Here is an 18,343-nt window from a genome sequence, read left to right on the forward strand (position 1 = left end):
GGAATTCAAATGAAAAAAACGATTTTAGGTGCAATTACATTGGTGACACTTTTGGTTTTAGGGGCTTGCGGAAGCAGTTCTGCCGACACTGCAAGCAGTGGAGCAAGTGATGCAACAGAAATCAAGGTGGGTACTGGGAATGAAGCATTGCCATATGCTTATTTAGACGAAAATGGTGAATATGATGGCTATGATGTCGCCGTCGTTAAAGCAATCGACGAAAAATTACTTGATTATACCTTTACCTTTGAAGGAGCGGATTTCCCAACGACGTTATCAAATTTAGAAAGCAATAAAGTCCAGATGGCTGCCTATGAATATGAAGTCAATGATGAACGGAAAGAAAAATTCGTCTATGGGGATGTTGGGTATGTGGTCTGGGATACGTATATTGTCTCTGATCCAGATGCCGGTACGGTCTACGATAGCTTCGAAGATTTAGCAGGAAAAAAAGTCTATGTGACGACTGCTACTAACCAAGCAGCAATGGCTGAGGCTTATCTGGCAGAAAATCCCGATGCTTTTGAATTGGTTTATGGGGAATACAACAACGAGCAAATCGTACAAGCAGTCACTTCAGGTGCGGTCGATGCAACGTTAGCACCAGAATATCAAGTCGATAATTGGAACAATTCATTTAGTGAAAATCTAGAGATCGGCAGCGAACCAGTCCACAACTCAGATGCCTACTTATTGTTCAACAAAGAAGCTGACCAAGACTTTATTGATGCGGTCAATACAGCATTAGAGGAATTGAAAGCAGATGGAACGATCAAAGAATTATCAGAAAAATATCTAGATGGGGATTACGTCCCAGAATAGGGAGGAATGGCGATGAGTTTTCAATTGTCTATTATGATCGAAGCGCTGAAAACAGCAAGTCATTATATTGGTACGACGCTTTTTATGGCGTTGACCGCACTAGTCATTGGCGCGGTGGTTGGGTTGATCATCGCCTTGATTCGTCTGTATAGGATCAAGATCCTCGTACCAGTGCTGCAAGTGATTGTCACGGTCTTAAAAGGGGTCCCAGTGGTTTTAGTGATTTTAGCGTTATATCTTATTTCTGCTAAACAGTTTGATATTTGGGCGGAGTCGATGCATTGGACTTTGCGATTTAAAGATTTCAACATGGTTTGGATAGCGATCGCCGCCTTGAGTTTAATGTCTGCTATCAATAGCAGCGAGATTTTCAGGGGCGCATTTGCGGCAGTCAAAAAAGGGCAGTTCGATGCAGCCAAATCGATCGGCATGACGAACTTACAAGTCATCCGTCGTGTGCTGCTCCCGCAAGCCTGGCCGATTTCATTGCCCATGTTCAGTAATTTGCTGATCTCATTGGTTAAAGCGTCGGCCTTAGCTTCCATGGTCAGTGTTGTCGATGTTTTTGCGGCAGCTAAAATCACGGCCCAGCAAAATTATCGGTTTTTAGAAGCGTATGTGGCTGTTGCGATCATTTATTGGCTGATTAGTTTGGTCATCGAAAAAGGGGCACAATTACTGGAAAATCGGCTGTTGCGCAAACTAAGGAGGGCCGCATTATGATGAAAGTAACGGATATCCATAAGCGATTCGGCAAACAAGAAGTGTTAAAAGGGATTGATCTTGATGTCGCTAAAGGCGAAGTAGTCGTCTTATTGGGGCCTTCCGGTTCGGGAAAAACGACCTTCTTGCGTTGTCTCAATTTTTTGGAACGAGCAGATCAAGGTGTGATTCAATTGGGAGAAACCACCACCACATTGCACAAAGCAAGTAAAAAAGAAATATTGACCCATCAACGGCAAACAGCGATGGTTTTCCAAAATTATGCCTTGTTTCAAAATAAAACAGCCAAAGAAAATATCATGATGCCATTGATCGTGACCAAAAAACAAAGCAAAGAAGCTGCCCTGCGAACAGCAGAGGCTTTGTTGGATCAAGTCGGTTTGTCTGAACGACAAAATTTTTATCCTAGCCAACTGTCAGGTGGACAACAACAGCGTATCGGGATCGCCCGTGCGTTGGCGTTGAATCCTAAGGTCATCTTGTTTGATGAACCTACCTCGGCATTGGACCCGGAACTAGTGGGACAGACATTGGCGCTGCTCAGAGAAATTGCGGAAGCTGGTGCGACCATGGTATTGGTGACCCATGAAATGAAATTCGCGTATGAAGTAGCAGACAAAGTCGTTTTCATGGAGAATGGACATATTGTTGAACAAGGCACACCGCAACAAGTATTCGAGGAAACCAAAGAAGAACGAACCAAAGCCTTTTTAGCCCGCTTTACCACACAGCTGGCCGGCTAACAACTATGCAGGGAGGAAATAGAATGGCCTATCAATTCGCACAACGTATCATGACATTAGAAGCATCTCCATTAAGAGAGAATGCAAAAAAAAATATGGAGTCTGCAGCAGCTATTTCCTTTGCTTACGGATTTCCACCGACAGAAGCATTTCCAATGGCTACATTGAAAGAGATCTCGCAAAAATTATATAACGAAGCGGACCCAGAGTCTTTCTTGCAGTATGGGGCATCAGAGGGGTATCCGCGCTTACGGACCTTGATCAAAGAACGTTTGCGTCAATTGTCAAATATCGATAACGAAGAGGAGGTGCTGGTGGTTTCGGGCTCGACCCAAGCCATGGATTTGGCGGTAAAAGTCTTTTGTAATGAAGGCGATGTGGTGTTATGCGAGGAGCAAACATTTTCCGGTGCGGTGAATGCTATCAAAGGATATGGGGCGATACCAGTGCCGGTACCGATGGATCTTGCAGCAGAATCAATGGATCTTGACGCTTTAGAAACAATCCTCAAAACAGACGCAAGAGTGAAAATGTTGTATCTGATCCCCACTTTCCAAAACCCTTTAGGCACATCAATGCCATTGGAAAAACGTAAAGCCATTTATGCATTGGCATGTCAATATGATGTGCTGATTTTTGAAGACGATCCTTACGGTGAGTTGTTGTATGAAGGTACACCGATCCCTAAGATGAAAACATTAGATACCGAAGGACGAATCATTTATGCGGGATCTTTTTCAAAAATTTTGGCACCCAGCAGCCGGATTGGTTTTATGATGGCTGCTGGTCCTGCAATGGAAAAATTGATTTTGGCCAAGCAATCCGCCGATTCCCACACCAATTTTTATTGGCAAGTGGTATTGGCCGAATATATGGATCATCATGATTTCGAAGGTCATGTGGCCCAATTGACCTTGTTGTATCAAGAGAAATATGCCCGCATGCTGCAAGCATTACAGGCACTGCCAACGGATAAGCTTACCTTTATCAAACCAACAGGCGGCTATTTTATCACCTGTTTCCTATCGACTGAGATGGACGCAGAGCGGTTCTATGATTACCTTGATGAGGCGAAAGTTGCGGTCATTCCAGGCAATATCATGAGTGTTGCGGGAAAAGGCTATGAGCATTCATTTCGGCTGAATTTTACGAAGCCGACATTGGCACAGATCGATCAAGGGATCGCTTTATTAGGTGATGCGTTGGAATACGCTATGCCGCCAGCATATGAAGGGGTCATTTAGGAGGTGTTGCCAATGAAATTGATTTATTACGGGGTAAGTGAAGAGGAAATTGCTTATATCGAACGGTGGCAATTTATCCACAAAACACCAGTGACGATCGTAATGGAGGGCTTGTCTTGGGAGAATATCCATTTGGCAGCAGGGCACGACGGCATCTGTTTGTATCCTAGTCTGGCTATGCAGCAAGATGAGTCCCTGTACCAACGCTTGCATATTTTAGGGATGAAGCAGTTATCGATCAAATCAACGGGGGTCGACGGTGTTCGTTTTGACTGGGCGCAAAAGCATCAGTTGACGGTCACCAATGTCCCTTCTTATAGCCCAACATCGGTGGGCCATTACACTGTGATGTCGATCTTGATGGCTTTACGCAATATTCCAGCAATGATCAAAGGAAAACTTGATCGACGGTCTGTGATTGGTCGGGAGCTACAAGACGTAACAGTCGGTTTGTTAGGCACTGGTCGAATCGGTGCTCTAGTCGCAGAAGCGATTTATCATATGGGGGGACATGTGATTGCCACTAGTAGGAGTGAAAATCCTCGGTTGAAGGGGATTGTCGAATATGTGTCCTTTGAGACCTTGATTGCTGCATCGGACGTCTTGTCGATCCATATCCCGCTGACAAAAGCATCAGAAGGGCTATTTTCGGCCTCTGTTTTTGCACAGATGAAGCCTGGCAGTTGTCTGGTCAATACGGCACGTGGGGGAATCGTTGATACGGATGCGTTGATTGCCGCACTCGCGCAAGGGCGTTTGTCTGGTGCTGTATTAGACGCTATCGCCAATGAAGAACGGTATTTTTCAGTTGGGTGGGATCAAAATCCTTATTATCAACAGCTGAATCAACTGCCAAATGTGCTTTTGACCCCGCATATTGCGTATTATACCCAATTGGCTGTACAAGAAATTGCAGAAACAGCTTTGAACAATGCAAGAGATATTTTGCTAGAAGGACAATCTGCCAATACGATCGCGCTTTGAGCGATAGAAAAGAAAGGGTGGGAGTATGCTGCAAGCAGAAATCAAAGGATTGAAGAAGTCTTTCGATAAACAAGTCATCTTAAAAAATGTTGGCTTACAAATTGAACGTGGGGAAGTTGTATGCATCATTGGTCCTAGCGGCTCTGGAAAAACGACCTTTTTGCGTTGCTTGAATTTGTTGGAGCAGCCTGATGCGGGGAGTTATTCTATCGGTGACTTCCAGTATGATCTCGCACATATTGGCAAAACCCAACGATTGGAGATCGCCCGCAAAACAGCGATGGTCTTTCAATCCTATGAGCTGTTCAGCCACATGAATGTGTTGCAAAATGTGGCGGAAGGACTACGCACACCACGGCGTTTCCCAAAAAAACTGGCAGAAAAAGCAGCGTTATCTGCCTTAGAAAAAGTGGGTTTGGCAGATAAAGCTATGATGTATCCTAGTCAACTGTCTGGCGGACAGCAACAACGTGTAGGTATCGCCAGAGCGATGGCTTTGACGCCAGAGTTATTACTGTTTGATGAACCCACTTCAGCGCTCGATCCAGAACTTGTCGGTGATGTCCTAAATGTCATGAAGCAACTGGCTGATAGTGGGCAAACGATGATCATCGTGACGCATGAAATGCAATTTGCACAAGAAGTCGCGGATAAAGTGATATTCATGGCGGATGGTGTGGTGGTAGAAGCGGGAACACCAGAAGAAATTTTTGAGGATCCGCAAGAAGAATGTACACAGCAATTTTTGACACAAGTACGTTTTCAATTAGCTGTATAGAAGCGAGGCACAATATGGAAAATGTGAACAGCTCTAGTCGGCTTTGGTCGAAAGATTTTTACTTAGTGATGGTGGTCACGGTACTAGCAATGACAGCCATCACGACCCAAATGGGGACTATGCCGTTATATGTTGCTTCTTTAGGTGGTTCTAAAGCAGTATCCGGCGCCATTGTAGGTGTCTTGGGGCTATCTGCTTTGTTTTGCCGTTTGCCAATCGGTGTGGCATTGGATCGATATGGACGCAAAGTCTTGCTTTGTATGGGATTAGCCATTCTGTTGATTGATTTTAGTTTATTGAATCTGCTGCAGGGGCTATTGATGCTTTTTTGTCTGCGCATCTTGCAAGGGGTGGGCAATAGTTTGCAAGCGACAGCAGCAGCGACGATGGCAGTTGATACGATTCCTGAAGGCAAATTAGCAGTCGGATTGGGGTATTTCAGTATCGCCCAGGCTGTGCCGAGTGCCATCGGCCCGTTGATAGGACTTGCTGTTGTAGAAAATTATGGATTTCCTGTACTTTTTCGGATGGCTGTCTTGTTGAGCGGAACAGCTTTTTTGTTGAGTTTCTTTTTGAAAGAACAGCCCTTTTCACGGAGGAATACGCACTCTGGCGAAGCGAAATCATCGTTACGAGAACTGCTTCGCATCAAAGCGGTTGTGTTTCCTAGCGGTATCCTTTTTTTGATATGCTTTGCCAATTCTGGCGTGGTGGCGTTTATTGCACAATATGCCCTTGAACGTGAGATTATCGGCGCAGGCTATTATTTTACGGTCATGTCGATCATGACGGTCACAACACGGGTCGTATTTCCACGTTTGCTCGCCAAAATCCAAACGGCTACATTGATTTATGGCAGTTTATTATTGATTTTGGTTTCTTTTTGTCTGTTGCCATTTACGACACAGCTCAGTAGCTTGCTTCTGGCCGCGAGTTGTTATGGTGTCGGTTATGCCGGCTTATTGCCTGTGATGAATACGATTGTATTAGAATCGGTGTCTGAGGCGCAGCGAGGGCAAGGGACAGCGGTATTTTCAGCAGCCTTAGATGTAGCTTATGGAGGTGGGGCTTTTTTGTGGGGAATCATCGCCAGTCTTTTTGGCTTTGACATGATGTTTTTTGGGTGTGGTCTGTTTGCTTGTGGGGCGATGATTGTTTATCGCTATTTCCAATTATCTCAGCGTTGATGTTAGGAAATTTAACATAGGATGTAATCTGCAACTTGCGCTTCTGTTGTTTTCTCGATAAACTGAGAAAATAATGAGAACGGGGGATGATTATGGATAACTTAGACCGCAAGATACTGAACATCATGCAGCAAAATGCCCGAGTCACTGTCAAGCAGATCGCAGAGCAATGCTTTATTTCATCGCCATCTGTTTCTGTGCGGGTACAAAACCTTGAAACCCTTGGGTATATCCGTTCTTATCAGGCACTGATCGACTACCAAAAACTTGGTTATCTGATCAAAGCGTATGTCCATTGCGCAGTGAATGCCAAAGATAAAGAAGCCTTCTATGCCTATATCGCAGACATCCCAAATGTGATCGAGTGTGACTGTATCACTGGAGATTATTCTATGCTCTTGAAGGTTTATTTTAGTGATACGGTCGTCTTGGATCGGTTTATCACAGATTTGCAATTTTATGGGGATACCAAAACCCACATTGTATTTTCAACGAATGTCGGACCACGAGGGTTGCAAGTGCCAGTCGATGACCAGTGACCCCTGTATATAAAAAAAGCGTGCCTGTCTATGTGAGATAAGCGCGCTTTTTGGGTTTTCAGAATTGATATCCTCGAGAGGGAACTGGCGTCGAGAAAACGATTTGGGTGTTGGTTCGACCGAATTTTTGCAAGTCATTGATAAAGCTGTCCAATGATTTGGTAGAAGGGAAAACGACTTTGATTAACATTGAATAAGGGCCGGTGACACAATCACATTCCAACACATTGGGGATCGCCTGTATGAAAGGATAGAAACTTGCTTTTTGCTGTGGTTCGATCGACAGGTGGATAAATGCTTTGATCGGCAAGCCGGCTTGTTCATAGTCAATCGTCGCTTGATAATACAACAATTGCTCGGTTTCTTCTAAATGTTTTATTCGTTGGGAAACAGCAGGTGCAGTGATGAATAACGCTTCACTTAACTTTTTGATCGATAACCGACCATTTTGCTGCAACAGATTCAACAACTTTTTATCTAGTTCATCCAAATACTTTCCTCTTTTCTGTTTTTGTACTGTTTCTCTTTGTTTTTCAAAGTGAAAGGAATCAATTTCAAGGATTAACAAAGAGATGGCTGAAAAGGCTCGTGTCTTTTTCTCTTATGTGATATTTTATCACATATAATACAAAAAGGGGTGTTTAAATCATGATGAGGATCGAATCAGATACAATTGGCAGTCTACCTATATACGAGGGGGCTTATTATGGTATTCATAGTTATCGCGCAAAAGAAAATTTTGCTTTCACTGATCAAAAAGTTGATCTGACGATGATCAAACAAGTAGCACGTATCAAAGCCGCAGCTGCGCTAGCCAATCAACAATCTGGCACGCTATCCAAAGAAAAAGCACAAATCATTGTGACTGCTGCGGAAGAAATCATCATGGGCAAGTGGGATGAAGAATTTATTGTTGATACATTTCAGGGGGGAGCAGGAACATCCACCAACATGAATGTGAATGAAGTGATCGCCAATCGCGGGTTAGAATTGATGGGGCATAAGAAAGGGGAATATCAATATCTTCATCCTTTAGACGATGTCAATCAAAGCCAATCCACCAATGATGTCTATCCTAGTGCTGGGAAACTGGCTTTGCTTGTATATATTGAACAATTGGATGAAGCGCTGGTACAGTTGATTGACAGATGGCATATGAAAGCGAAAGAATTTCAGCACGTGGCAAAAATGGGGCGAACCCAACTGCAAGAGGCGGTGCCAATGACAGTAGGGGAAAGTTTCGCTGCATATGCCCACAGTTTGACGCGTTGCCGTGAACGGCTGCACCACTTATCGGCAGAACTATTGACCTTAAATATGGGTGGGACAGCCATTGGGACAGGTCTTAATGCGTCCTATCGCTATCAAGAATACCTCTATCAAGAATTGAACCGACGTTTTCCAAGACCCTTACGGCCAGCGAATGACCTGATTGATAGTACACAGCATACCGACAGTTTCGCCTCGATTTCAGGTGGATTAAAAACGATTGCCATCACATTGAACAAAAGCGCCAATGATCTGCGTCTCTTAGCCAGCGGTCCGCGAACTGGTTTTCATGAACTCAACTTGCCAGCAAGACAAGCAGGCTCATCGATCATGCCGGGCAAAGTCAATCCAGTCATTCCAGAAGTTATCAGTCAAATTGCATTTCAAGTGATTGGAAATGACGGTGCCATCACCTTTGCGGCAGCTTCCGGAGAATTGGAATTGAATGCTTTTGAGCCGGTGATGTTCCATAATTTATTTGAATCATGTCAACTGTTGACCAAAGCGTGTCAAATTTTTGCCGATAAATGTGTGGCAGGTATTACCGTCAATGAAACAGCTTGTTCGAAAGCTGTAAATAACAGTACAGGGACTATTACAGCCCTTTCACCGCAAATTGGTTATGAAAAAGCCACTGCTTTTGTCAAAGAAGCATTGGAAAAAAATTGTTCCATCGAGGAGCTATTAAAGCAAGAAGAATTCTTGCGGACAGAAACTTATCAGTAAGGAAAAACTGAAATATCCATATACCTAAAAGCCTAAAAGCATAAAAAAATAAAAAACTTATCTGTAGTAGGGATTTGTGTCTGGTAAAAGACACTCAATCTCGCTGAGGATAAGTTTTTTAGATTTTTGTCAATGAGTCAAACAAAAGTATGGTAATCCATCTTAAAATTTATATAGACAGAATGATATTCAGTTTAACTCAGGAGAGTGTAAAATATTTTGTGTAAATAGAAAAAAGGAAGTCCCTTCTGTAGAATAGAGTTACCACAACACATTCACAGAAGAGAGGACTTCCCTATGAACGATTTTACTACAGAAATTCTAAAGACTCTAGCGAACAAAGGCGATTTGAATGAATTATTCCGTGTCCATTTGGAGAAAGCAGTCAATACGCTTCTCAAAACGGAGTTAACGGCTTTCCTAGATTACGAAAAGTATGATCGCATTGGTTTTAACACGGGTAATTCTCGTAACGGCTCCTATGACCGTACGGTCAAGACCGAGTATGGGGAACTTCATCTCCAGATTCCGCGCGACCGCAATGGTGAGTTCAAGCAACAGACTGTTCCTGCTTATAGACGGACGAATGACACGTTAGAGGAGACCGTCATTCACCTCTTCCGAAAAGGTATTACCATGTCGGAAATCGCAGACTTGATTGAGAAAATGTATGGGCATCACTACACGCCCCAAACCATGTCCAATATAACAAAATCATTTACAGAAGAGGTAACGGCGTTTAAAGGGCGGGAGCTTCATGACCGTTATGCTGCTATTTATATGGACGCAACGTATATTCCGTTAAAGCGGAAAACCGTCGCCAAGGAAGCTATTCATATCGCAGTTGGCATTCGCCCGGATGGATCAAAGGAAGTATTGAGCTATGCGATTGCACCGACTGAATCCATCACGATTTGGGAGGAAATTTTATTGGACCTTCAAGAGCGCGGTTTGAAAAATGTCCTCCTGTTCATCACGGATGGCTTAAAGGGGATGGTAGGAGCGATTAGTCGGTTCTATCCCAAAGCTCGTTTTCAACATTGTTGTGTACACGTTTCCCGTAATATCAGTCACAAAGTGCGTGTCGATGATCGTAAGGAAGTCTGTGATGATTTTAAAATGGTGTATCAAGCCTCATCTAAAGAGGTGGCGTTGGAAGCACGTGGTGCTTTTGCGGAAAAATGGAAAACCAGCTATCCAAAAGTGGTTGAATCGATTCTTTCGAACGATCACTTGCTCACTTTCTATGATTTCCCATTAGCCATACGCAAGAGTATTTATTCTACGAACTTGATTGAATCCTTTAATAAGCAAATCAAGAAATACAGCCACCGCAAGGAACAGTTCCAAAATGAAGAGTCGATGGAACGTTTCTTAGTCTCGTCTTTTGATACTCACAACCAAAAATTCCTAGGTCGCAGTCATAAAGGTTTCCAACAGGCCGAAGGCGAACTTGAACAAATGCTAAGCCAACTGATTGAGAATTAGAAATAATCTGCAGTAGGGAAGAATCATTTACACAAAATTATTGACGCTCCCGATTTTCTCAAAGGAAGGATAAAAATTGTTGATCAAAATGCTACCACTTTTAATACTCATAGGGTTTTATATTTTTATTAGTATTAAGATAAGAAATGCGAATGATATTAGCAAAACGACTAAATATGTTTTCTACTTTTTTATTGTTTTGGGAGGGGGAATTCTCCTTTATATTGCATTTGTTTTCTTATTTTTTGGTATAAATTTTTGAGGATGGAGGAGATGTAATAGTTATGAAGAAGACACTTGTTTTCTTTAAAATACATTTATAATACTAATATCTAATTCAGCAAATTTGACGCTCCCAAGCTAAAACTCCTATTAATCGATCTACTAAAAATAAATAAAAAATTCTTTTCAATTTTTATTTATGGTATGACATAAATAAAGTAAAGTTATTCTTCTAGGTTAATCTTATTAATACTCTTTCTCACTAGTGTTGCATGCAACACTAGTGAGAAAGAGTATTAAATATACTGCAAGGCAAGACATTTGGTAATTGAAGAATAACAAGCAAAAAAATAGCAGTCAGGTCTCTTGACAAAGTATAGTTGCTATTCTTTTTTTAGGCCCTACTTTAATGAAATTTTTGTTTGGAGGGAACGACTTCATTCCTTTGATTATTTCAGTTGAATTTAATAGAGAAGCCTGGCGTCTATTAAGAAATACTTTTCTTGATGAGCGTCAATTTTTTTAACGGAAATCTATCCTATACTAAATTCAGTAAAGAAAAAGGAGGAATCAAAGAAAGCTATTTTAAACAAACCAAAATTATAGGAGGAATAAATCATGACTGAAAATAAAGCTACTCAAGAAAGAACACCCCAAGAAAGATTGCAAGAAGAACAAGAACACAAGGAACATGTTCATCATACGAAAATTAATGCAGCGGCCATTGCGGATCATCTTTTAGGCAACATGCATACATTACATGTGAAACTGCACCAATATCACTGGTATGTAAAAGGAGCCAATTTCTTTACGTTGCATGAAAAATTTGAAGAGTTGTATAACGAAAATGAAAAATGGTTCGACAAACTTGCGGAGCGTCTAATTACTTCTGGGCATAAACCTGCTTCGACAACGGTTGAATTTGAAAAATATTCGATGCTTTCGGAAGATGCAGTTAATAAATACGCTAAAGCAGAAGACATGGTTGAAAATATTATCGAGGACTTCAGAAGCACTCGTGACCTAACTATTCGCGCGATTCGTTTAGCTCAAGACGAGGGTGACGATGCTTTAGAAGATACATTGATTGCTTTTAAAAATGACTTAGACAAGAACATTTGGATGCTGCAAGCGTTCATTGGTAAAGAAGCATTAGAAGATGATGACGCTCTTGATGAGGATGAAGATTAAGGTAAAAGTAGAAGCTGATTTAGGGATTGGAATTCTTTCCAGTCCTTTTTCCATTTTCTTGATGTGCATCAATTTTTTTGTAGTAAGAGACTTATATAATAAAAGCAGCGAATATAAACAAAATAAATAAAGGGGGAGAATGAATTGACTAAACATACCCATCATGAAATTGGCGACCACGCAGCCTGTATCCGCTTGGTTCCAATATTCAATCACTTAGAGGATAGCGCGATGAATTACATTGCTGAAAAAGCCCACACGAAACAGTATCAAAAAGGAGAGTTTCTGTTTCGTTCACAAGAAAAAGAGGATACTTTATATATTATCAATCGTGGGAAAATCCGTATTTATCGATTGGCAGACTCTGGCAAAGAGCAGCTAGTGCGGATCTTGAACCCTGGTGATTTCACCGGAGAATGGACCTTGTTCAACCCGGATGCAGTACACGAGGAATATGCCGAAGCAACCCGAGATACCGTTGTCTGTATGATTCAGCAAAAAGATGTCCAAGATTTTCTGGAACAATACCCAGCTATTTCTTTAAAACTATTGGCGGAAATGTCTAAACGGTTAGAAAGTTCAGAACGTCAAACGACACAAGTAGCCTTGGAGAGTGTCATTACCCGTTTAGTTTTGTTTTTGGCAGAAAATGTGGAACCTGAAATGGGCAACTCTCCCACCATCACCCTGCCGATGGAAAAAAAGGACATTGCTTCCTATTTAGGAACGACACCTGAGACCATCAGTCGCAAATTTGGAGAATTGGAGGACGAGGGATTGATTCAACAGCTGTCTGGGAAAAGGATCAAGATTCAGGATTTAGATGATTTATTGCTTTACAGCGAATAATCGGACACACTTTTTTCTACACGTTGGTGTTCTGTCGCTCTTCATTAACAACGGGACAGAACTCAGTGCTTTTGCTTCCATCTGTCCGTTTTTGGCTTTTTTAAGACAGAACGACCTTCATTCATTGGAAAAATAAAAGCACAAACATGATAACCCTCAAGTTTTTTTGTTTTATTTTTCTTTAAGATAGGGTTGTCGAACAAAACGTAAAAATAAGTAGGGGTGAATGTGCATTATTTTTGGGTGATAGTTGCCATCACGTTGTCAGCAGCGGGTGCATTCTTTGTCGTCCCTTTCACCAAGAACACGATTGGCGGCGAAGCAAAAACGTCTAACGTTGTTGAGGCAGATAGGTTAGCTATGGAAAAAGAAGAGGAAGTTGTAAAAGGAGCCGGCGTAATCGGACACGGAAAAGTGGCGTATTACGAAGCGAGTGACCAGGGAGATAAAAGTGTATTTACTGTTTGGTTTCCATGGAGCTTAGCCGGAATCTTGTTCAGCATCACCATGACTAGAATGACGCGAAAAATTGAAGAAATGAGCAAATAGAATGGAATTCGTATTAGGCGTTTTGAATCCCCATGCGGTGGAGATTGGTTCTGTTGTGATTCATTGGTATGGAGTCATTATTGCAGCGGGCATATTAGCGGCTCTCCAGTTGAGCACCAAGGAAGCAAAGAAAAAAGGACTGGAAGAGGATACCATTATCGATATGGCCTTATGGGCAATTCCGATTGGACTCCTCGGCGCTCGGCTTTATTATGTGTTATTTGAACTTGGTTATTATCTGCAAAATCCAGGACAAATCCTTGCGATTTGGAATGGCGGCATTGCGATTTATGGGGGATTGATTGCAGGAGGGGGTACGCTATATTGGTATGCAAAGAAAAAAGGTACTTCTTTGGCACTCGTTCTTGATATTTTAGCGCCCAATGTATTGTTAGCCCAGTCCATTGGTCGTTGGGGCAATTTTATGAATCAGGAAGCTCATGGTGGACCGGTTACTCGTCAATTCTTGGAAAATCTTTATTTACCTGAATTTATCATTGAACAAATGAATATCAATGGTACCTACTACCATCCGACTTTTTTATACGAGTCATTGTGGAGTTTGTTGGGCTTTGTCCTCATCGTCACTATACGGAACCGAAAACAGCTTTTGCGTCAAGGAGAAGTCGCTTTGAGTTACGTTTTGTGGTACTCAGTGGGTCGGTTCTTCATTGAAGGTATGCGAACGGACAGTTTATGGATTGGCGAGTAGATCCGCGTTTCACAAGCCTTGTCTCTGGCCCTGTTTATTGGCGCGATTGTAGTATGGTTTATACGCAGACAAGACTATCCACCAATTTATTATTATTCTGATGGCAATAAGGGGCAGAAAAAGACTATTAAGATGGTGAATTGAGCAAAAAGATAAAAAGAAGTGCAAAACTTGATATGCGTCAATTTTCGTTTGCTAAAAGTGAGCTATACTACAGTTGTAAAGAGGAAAAGGCAGTGTTCATTAATCTGCTGCGGATAAAATAAAAACACATAAAGGAGATAGGAATTATGGAAAAAGCTATATTGCAATTAGAAACGTTGTCTTGTCCAAGTTGTATGCAAAAAATTGAAGGTGCCTTGAAATCAGTTAACGGTATTGATAAAGACAGCATTAAAGTATTATTCAACTCCAGCAAAGTCAAAACCAATTTTGATTCAGCTGTCACTTCGATTGAAGAGATTCAAAAAGCTATCGAAAACGTAGGCTATCCGGTCCTTAAAGCAAAAGTCAAGGCCGCTTAACAGATTAAATGAACTAGGCAATTCTGGAAGAAAAGCTATTTTTCCGGGATTGCTTTTTTGTTGCAATCCGATTCGAGGTGCTTAGAAACGATAAAAGAGAACTTTCTAAACTTGATAGCCGTAAATTTTTATTCGATAAAAAGAGGGTATCGTTATAACTGTAAAGAGGAATAAGTGTCATTGAGGCTGTTAGATCAAAAAAATAGTGAGAAGGGACACGTATTTTTTCAAAACTTGATGTCAGTCAATTAATTACTTAGGCAATTATCTTATACTGTGTTTATCAATAAAAGAGAAATTAAATTTGGAGGGAAAAAGCATGCAACAATATATATTAAGCAAGAAAAATGTTATCACCGTCATCAGTGGATTGTTAATCGCACTCGGTTTCTTCAGTCACTTTGTTTTAGAAAACGTAGGACTTTCAGAGTGGTCTTTGATCATCGCCTCTGTCTTTGGGATTACGCCAATTGCCATTCAAGCGTTTCAAGCAATGAAAGTCAAAGTCATCAGTATTGATGTCTTAGTCAGTATTGCAGCGATTGGTGCGCTTTTTATTCAAAATTATGAAGAATCGGCTATTGTCACGTTCTTATTCTTATTCGGACACTACTTGGAACAACGAACATTGAACCAAACGCGATCTGCTATCAAAGAATTGACTGAAATGGCACCCGAAAGCGCCTTGAAACAAATGGATAATGGCGAATTTGAAGAAGTAGAAGTGGATGATGTAGATGAAGGGGATATCTTGCTCGTTAAAACGGGTGCGAAAGTTCCAGTGGATGGCACAGTCCTTACGGGCGAAGGGCATATCAATGAAGCTAGCATTACAGGGGAAGCTGTTCCGGTCAACAAGCTAGCTGATGCAGAAGTTTTTGCAGGAACCATTTTAGAAAACGGAACGATTCAAATCAGAGCTGACCGAGTTGGTGAGGACACCACATTTGGAAAAATTATTGAACTCGTGGAAGAAGCACAAGATTCTAAATCCGAAGCGGAACGGTTCATTGATCGCTTTTCTAAATACTACACACCAGCTGTCTTGGTTCTGGCAATTGTTGTATGGGCGTTCAGTCAAAATATTGAGTTAGCAATCACCATCTTGGTTCTAGGTTGCCCAGGCGCATTAGTTATCGGAGTGCCTGTCTCAAACGTTGCCGGTATCGGGAATGGTGCTCGTAACGGTGTTCTTTTAAAAGGGAGTGAAGTCATTCAAGACTTCAGCAATGTGGATACAATTGTATTTGATAAGACAGGTACTTTAACTGTCGGAAACCCAACCGTTGCAGCGACTGAACTGTATGAAAAAGATTCTGCTGAAACGCTTGGCTATCTGGCCAGTGTGGAACGGGAATCAGATCATCCATTAGCAAAAGCGGTCTTAAATCAAATTGGAGAAACAAATTTTTATCCTGTTGAAGGAACTGAAGTCGTGAAAGGCGGCGGAATCGTTTCAAGTGTAGCTGGACATAGAGTGGCTGTTGGGGATGTGGCCTTGATGGAAAAAGAAAATGTCACTCTCAGCAAAAAAGTGCAAAAAGATGTCAAACGGTTTGAACAACAAGGGAACTCTCTCGTTTTGACAGCGGTCGACGGTGAATTAAAAGTACTGATGGGCATTCGCGATCAAGTCCGTCCGGGTGTGAAAGCTAATTTGCAGGAATTAAAAGACTTGGGCGTGAAAAATCTAGTCGTTCTTTCAGGAGATAACCAAGGAACCGTTGATGTGGTCGCCGGCGAACTTGGTTTGACCGAAGCTCACGGCCACATGTTGCCGGAAGACAAATCGGCTTATATCGGAAAACTTCAACAACGTGGTCAAATTGTAGCCTTTGTTGGAGATGGCGTTAACGATAGTCCGTCCTTAGCTTTAGCAGACATTGGAATCGCAATGGGAAGCGGAACGGACGTAGCGATTGAAACATCCGATGTCGTTTTAATGAACTCGAACTTCAGCAACTTGCCTCACGCATTAGGATTAGTAAAAGCCACCGCAAATAATATGAAACAAAATATCGTGATTTCAATTGGAGTAGTGTTGGTCTTGTTGACCAGCGTCTTCTTCAGCGAATGGATGAATATGTCTATCGGAATGTTGGTTCATGAAGGTAGTATCTTGGTGGTAATTTTCAATGGCATGAGATTAATGAAGTATAAGTTGAAAGGTCGAAAAGAACAAAAAGAAGTATCAGCACCTGCAGAGAAAGTAAAAATATCTTAAGAATAAATTAGAAGAGGCTGAGACAATAGTCCATCCTTGAAATGACAAAAGCGGAAACTCAGATTTTTAAATCTGGGATTTTCCGCTTTTTTGAGTTCTTGAAAAAAAAAGAAGAGTATTGTATTAACGGCAGTTGATCGTAAGTTAATTATTTTAATGGGAATCCGTGACCAAGTTCGAGCAGGTGTTAAACAAGACCTACAAAAATTAAAATCACTTGGTGTTAAAAATCTCACTGTATTATCAGGGGATAATCAAGGCACAGTTAATTTAGTTAAAAAGGAGCTAGGATTAACCGAGGCTCATGGCGATATGTTACCTGAGGACAAGCAAGCGTTTCTAAAAGAAAGACAGTCTACTGGTGAAATTATTGCTTTTATTGGTGATGGTGTGAACGATAGCCCTTCTCTAGCTACTGCAGAAGTAGGGATTGCTATGGGAAATGGGACAGATGTGGCTATTGAAAGTTCAGATATTGTTCTAATGAATTCCAATTTTAATCGTCTCCCCCATGCTTTAGGTTTAGCTAAAGGGACATATGCGAATATGAGACAAAATATTCTAATTGCTGTTAGTGTGGTGATAATATTATTGGTTAGTTTAATATTTAGTGAATGGATGTCTATGTCGATAGGTATGTTAGTTCATGAGGCAAGTATTTTAGTAGTTATTTTAAATGCAATGAGATTAAGAAGATATCAATTAAGATAATTGATCTATGTCAATTATCTTAAAAGAAATGTCCTGTATAATTTATTTAAAGGAGTGATAGATATGACTAAAGCAACATTAAAATTAGAAACATTAACTTGTCCATCGTGTTTACAAAAAATTGAAAGTGGTTTAAAACAGACAGCTGGTGTAGAAAAAGATTCTGTAAAAGTACTGTTCAATGCAAGTAAGGTAAAAGTAGATTTTGATGAAGAACAAGTCAATTTGAGTACAATTGAAAGAGCTATTGAAAACCTAGGATATTCAGTTATTAGTTCAAAAGTAAAGGAAGGTGTATAAAATGACAACAGCAAATGAAAGACAAGAAAAATTAGCTGCTGAAAAAGCATATAAAGAACACATTCATCATACTAAGATTAATGCTGTAGCTGTCACAGATCATATACTTGCTAATATCCATACCTTACATGTAAAATTACATCAATATCATTGATATGTGAAAGGCACAAATTTCTATTCATTGCATAGTGTTTTTGAGAATTTATACAATGAGAATGAGACATGGTTTGATAAGATTGCAGAACGTTTACTAGCTTCAGGATTTAAGCCAGCTTCAACAACTACTGAATTTCAGGAATTTACAATAATTTCTGAAGATCCGTCTGAAAAATATTATTCTGCTGAAGAAATGGTCATACAGTTAGTAGAAGATTTTAGGACTAATCGTGAATTTACCGTTCGTGCAATGCGTTTAGCACAAGAAGAAGCAGATGATGCATTAGAAGATTTACTAATTAGTTATAAAGATTACTTAGATATAAATATTTGGCAACTTCAAGCCTTTGTTAACAAGGATGCGTTAGAAGATGATGACTATATAGATAACGATTAATTAGG

At 41.0% G+C, this 18,343-nt stretch carries 16 protein-coding genes and 4 pseudogenes; 19 read left to right on the forward strand and 1 reads right to left on the reverse strand.

What is annotated here, in order from left to right; all coding sequences use genetic code 11:
• The first annotated feature begins 9 nt into the window (after positions 1-9).
• From IGI72_RS04130 to IGI72_RS04165, 8 genes are all read left to right on the forward strand, one after another.
• Positions 10-822 carry a transporter substrate-binding domain-containing protein gene (locus tag IGI72_RS04130; RefSeq protein ID WP_074536903.1) on the forward strand — a complete coding sequence of 271 codons (813 nt, stop codon included), beginning with the start codon at positions 10-12 and terminating at the stop codon, positions 820-822.
• A gap of 12 nt (positions 823-834) precedes the next feature.
• Complete coding sequence (locus tag IGI72_RS04135) at positions 835-1,545, forward strand: amino acid ABC transporter permease (protein WP_074536902.1); 711 nt, start codon at positions 835-837, stop codon at positions 1,543-1,545.
• Positions 1,542-2,288, forward strand: coding sequence for an amino acid ABC transporter ATP-binding protein (locus tag IGI72_RS04140; RefSeq protein WP_074536901.1), 747 nt, complete (start codon positions 1,542-1,544; stop codon positions 2,286-2,288). The genes IGI72_RS04135 and IGI72_RS04140 overlap by 4 nt, the downstream gene beginning before the upstream one ends.
• A 23-nt stretch (positions 2,289-2,311) precedes the next feature.
• Entirely contained in the window at positions 2,312-3,532 is a 1,221-nt protein-coding gene (locus IGI72_RS04145) for a PLP-dependent aminotransferase family protein (protein WP_005470347.1), read from the forward strand.
• A 12-nt stretch (positions 3,533-3,544) separates the two neighbouring features.
• Positions 3,545-4,516 (forward strand): NAD(P)-dependent oxidoreductase, encoded by a 972-nt coding sequence (locus tag IGI72_RS04150; protein WP_005470349.1) that lies wholly within the window; start codon positions 3,545-3,547, stop codon positions 4,514-4,516.
• 25 nt (positions 4,517-4,541) lie between these two features.
• Positions 4,542-5,294 carry an amino acid ABC transporter ATP-binding protein gene (locus tag IGI72_RS04155; protein WP_060792673.1) on the forward strand — a complete coding sequence of 251 codons (753 nt, stop codon included), beginning with the start codon at positions 4,542-4,544 and terminating at the stop codon, positions 5,292-5,294.
• A gap of 14 nt (positions 5,295-5,308) precedes the next feature.
• Positions 5,309-6,481 (forward strand): MFS transporter, encoded by a 1,173-nt coding sequence (locus IGI72_RS04160; protein WP_074536900.1) that lies wholly within the window; start codon positions 5,309-5,311, stop codon positions 6,479-6,481.
• A 92-nt stretch (positions 6,482-6,573) separates the two neighbouring features.
• A complete protein-coding gene (locus tag IGI72_RS04165) occupies positions 6,574-7,020 on the forward strand; it encodes an Lrp/AsnC family transcriptional regulator (RefSeq protein WP_005470356.1) in 447 nt (148 codons plus the stop codon).
• Positions 7,021-7,078: 58 nt separating this feature from the next.
• Here the strand turns inward: IGI72_RS04165 and IGI72_RS04170 are convergent, their stop codons facing one another.
• Positions 7,079-7,510 carry an Lrp/AsnC family transcriptional regulator gene (locus tag IGI72_RS04170; RefSeq protein WP_003125427.1) on the reverse strand — a complete coding sequence of 144 codons (432 nt, stop codon included), beginning with the start codon at positions 7,508-7,510 and terminating at the stop codon, positions 7,079-7,081.
• A gap of 158 nt (positions 7,511-7,668) precedes the next feature.
• Here IGI72_RS04170 and IGI72_RS04175 point away from each other — a divergent pair, with 158 nt between their 5' ends.
• The 11 genes and pseudogenes from IGI72_RS04175 to IGI72_RS04225 all read left to right on the forward strand — a co-directional run bounded on the left by IGI72_RS04175 (position 7,669) and on the right by IGI72_RS04225 (position 18,338).
• Positions 7,669-9,015, forward strand: coding sequence for an aspartate ammonia-lyase (locus tag IGI72_RS04175; RefSeq protein ID WP_003125428.1), 1,347 nt, complete (start codon positions 7,669-7,671; stop codon positions 9,013-9,015).
• A gap of 297 nt (positions 9,016-9,312) precedes the next feature.
• On the forward strand, positions 9,313-10,503 hold the full coding sequence (locus IGI72_RS04180; RefSeq protein ID WP_074536899.1) for an IS256-like element ISLgar5 family transposase: 1,191 nt from the start codon (positions 9,313-9,315) through the stop codon (positions 10,501-10,503).
• Between the two features lie 840 nt (positions 10,504-11,343).
• Positions 11,344-11,916, forward strand: coding sequence for a Dps family protein (locus IGI72_RS04185; RefSeq protein ID WP_002292150.1), 573 nt, complete (start codon positions 11,344-11,346; stop codon positions 11,914-11,916).
• Positions 11,917-12,060: 144 nt separating this feature from the next.
• A complete protein-coding gene (locus IGI72_RS04190; protein WP_003125436.1) occupies positions 12,061-12,765 on the forward strand; it encodes a Crp/Fnr family transcriptional regulator in 705 nt (234 codons plus the stop codon).
• Between the two features lie 228 nt (positions 12,766-12,993).
• Positions 12,994-13,331: pseudogene (locus tag IGI72_RS04195) on the forward strand (hypothetical protein).
• A pseudogene (gene lgt / locus IGI72_RS04200) lies at positions 13,316-14,170 on the forward strand (prolipoprotein diacylglyceryl transferase). Before IGI72_RS04195 ends, lgt begins: the two co-directional pseudogenes overlap by 16 nt.
• Positions 14,171-14,316: 146 nt before the next feature.
• Positions 14,317-14,550, forward strand: coding sequence for a heavy-metal-associated domain-containing protein (locus IGI72_RS04205; RefSeq protein WP_003125439.1), 234 nt, complete (start codon positions 14,317-14,319; stop codon positions 14,548-14,550).
• Positions 14,551-14,869: 319 nt separating this feature from the next.
• Positions 14,870-16,774: a heavy metal translocating P-type ATPase gene (locus IGI72_RS04210; RefSeq protein ID WP_074536898.1), complete on the forward strand. Its 1,905-nt coding sequence runs from the start codon at positions 14,870-14,872 to the stop codon at positions 16,772-16,774.
• 102 nt (positions 16,775-16,876) lie between these two features.
• Positions 16,877-17,485, forward strand: a pseudogene (locus IGI72_RS04215) (HAD-IC family P-type ATPase); the annotation flags it as partial.
• Between the two features lie 63 nt (positions 17,486-17,548).
• Positions 17,549-17,785 (forward strand): heavy-metal-associated domain-containing protein, encoded by a 237-nt coding sequence (locus tag IGI72_RS04220; protein WP_005225223.1) that lies wholly within the window; start codon positions 17,549-17,551, stop codon positions 17,783-17,785.
• Position 17,786: 1 nt separating this feature from the next.
• Positions 17,787-18,338: pseudogene (locus tag IGI72_RS04225) on the forward strand (Dps family protein).
• The last annotated feature ends 5 nt before the right edge of the window (positions 18,339-18,343 follow it).

Source organism: Enterococcus sp. DIV1059_2 (assembly GCF_051713685.1).
In the GTDB taxonomy this organism is placed as follows: domain Bacteria; phylum Bacillota; class Bacilli; order Lactobacillales; family Enterococcaceae; genus Enterococcus_D; species Enterococcus_D casseliflavus.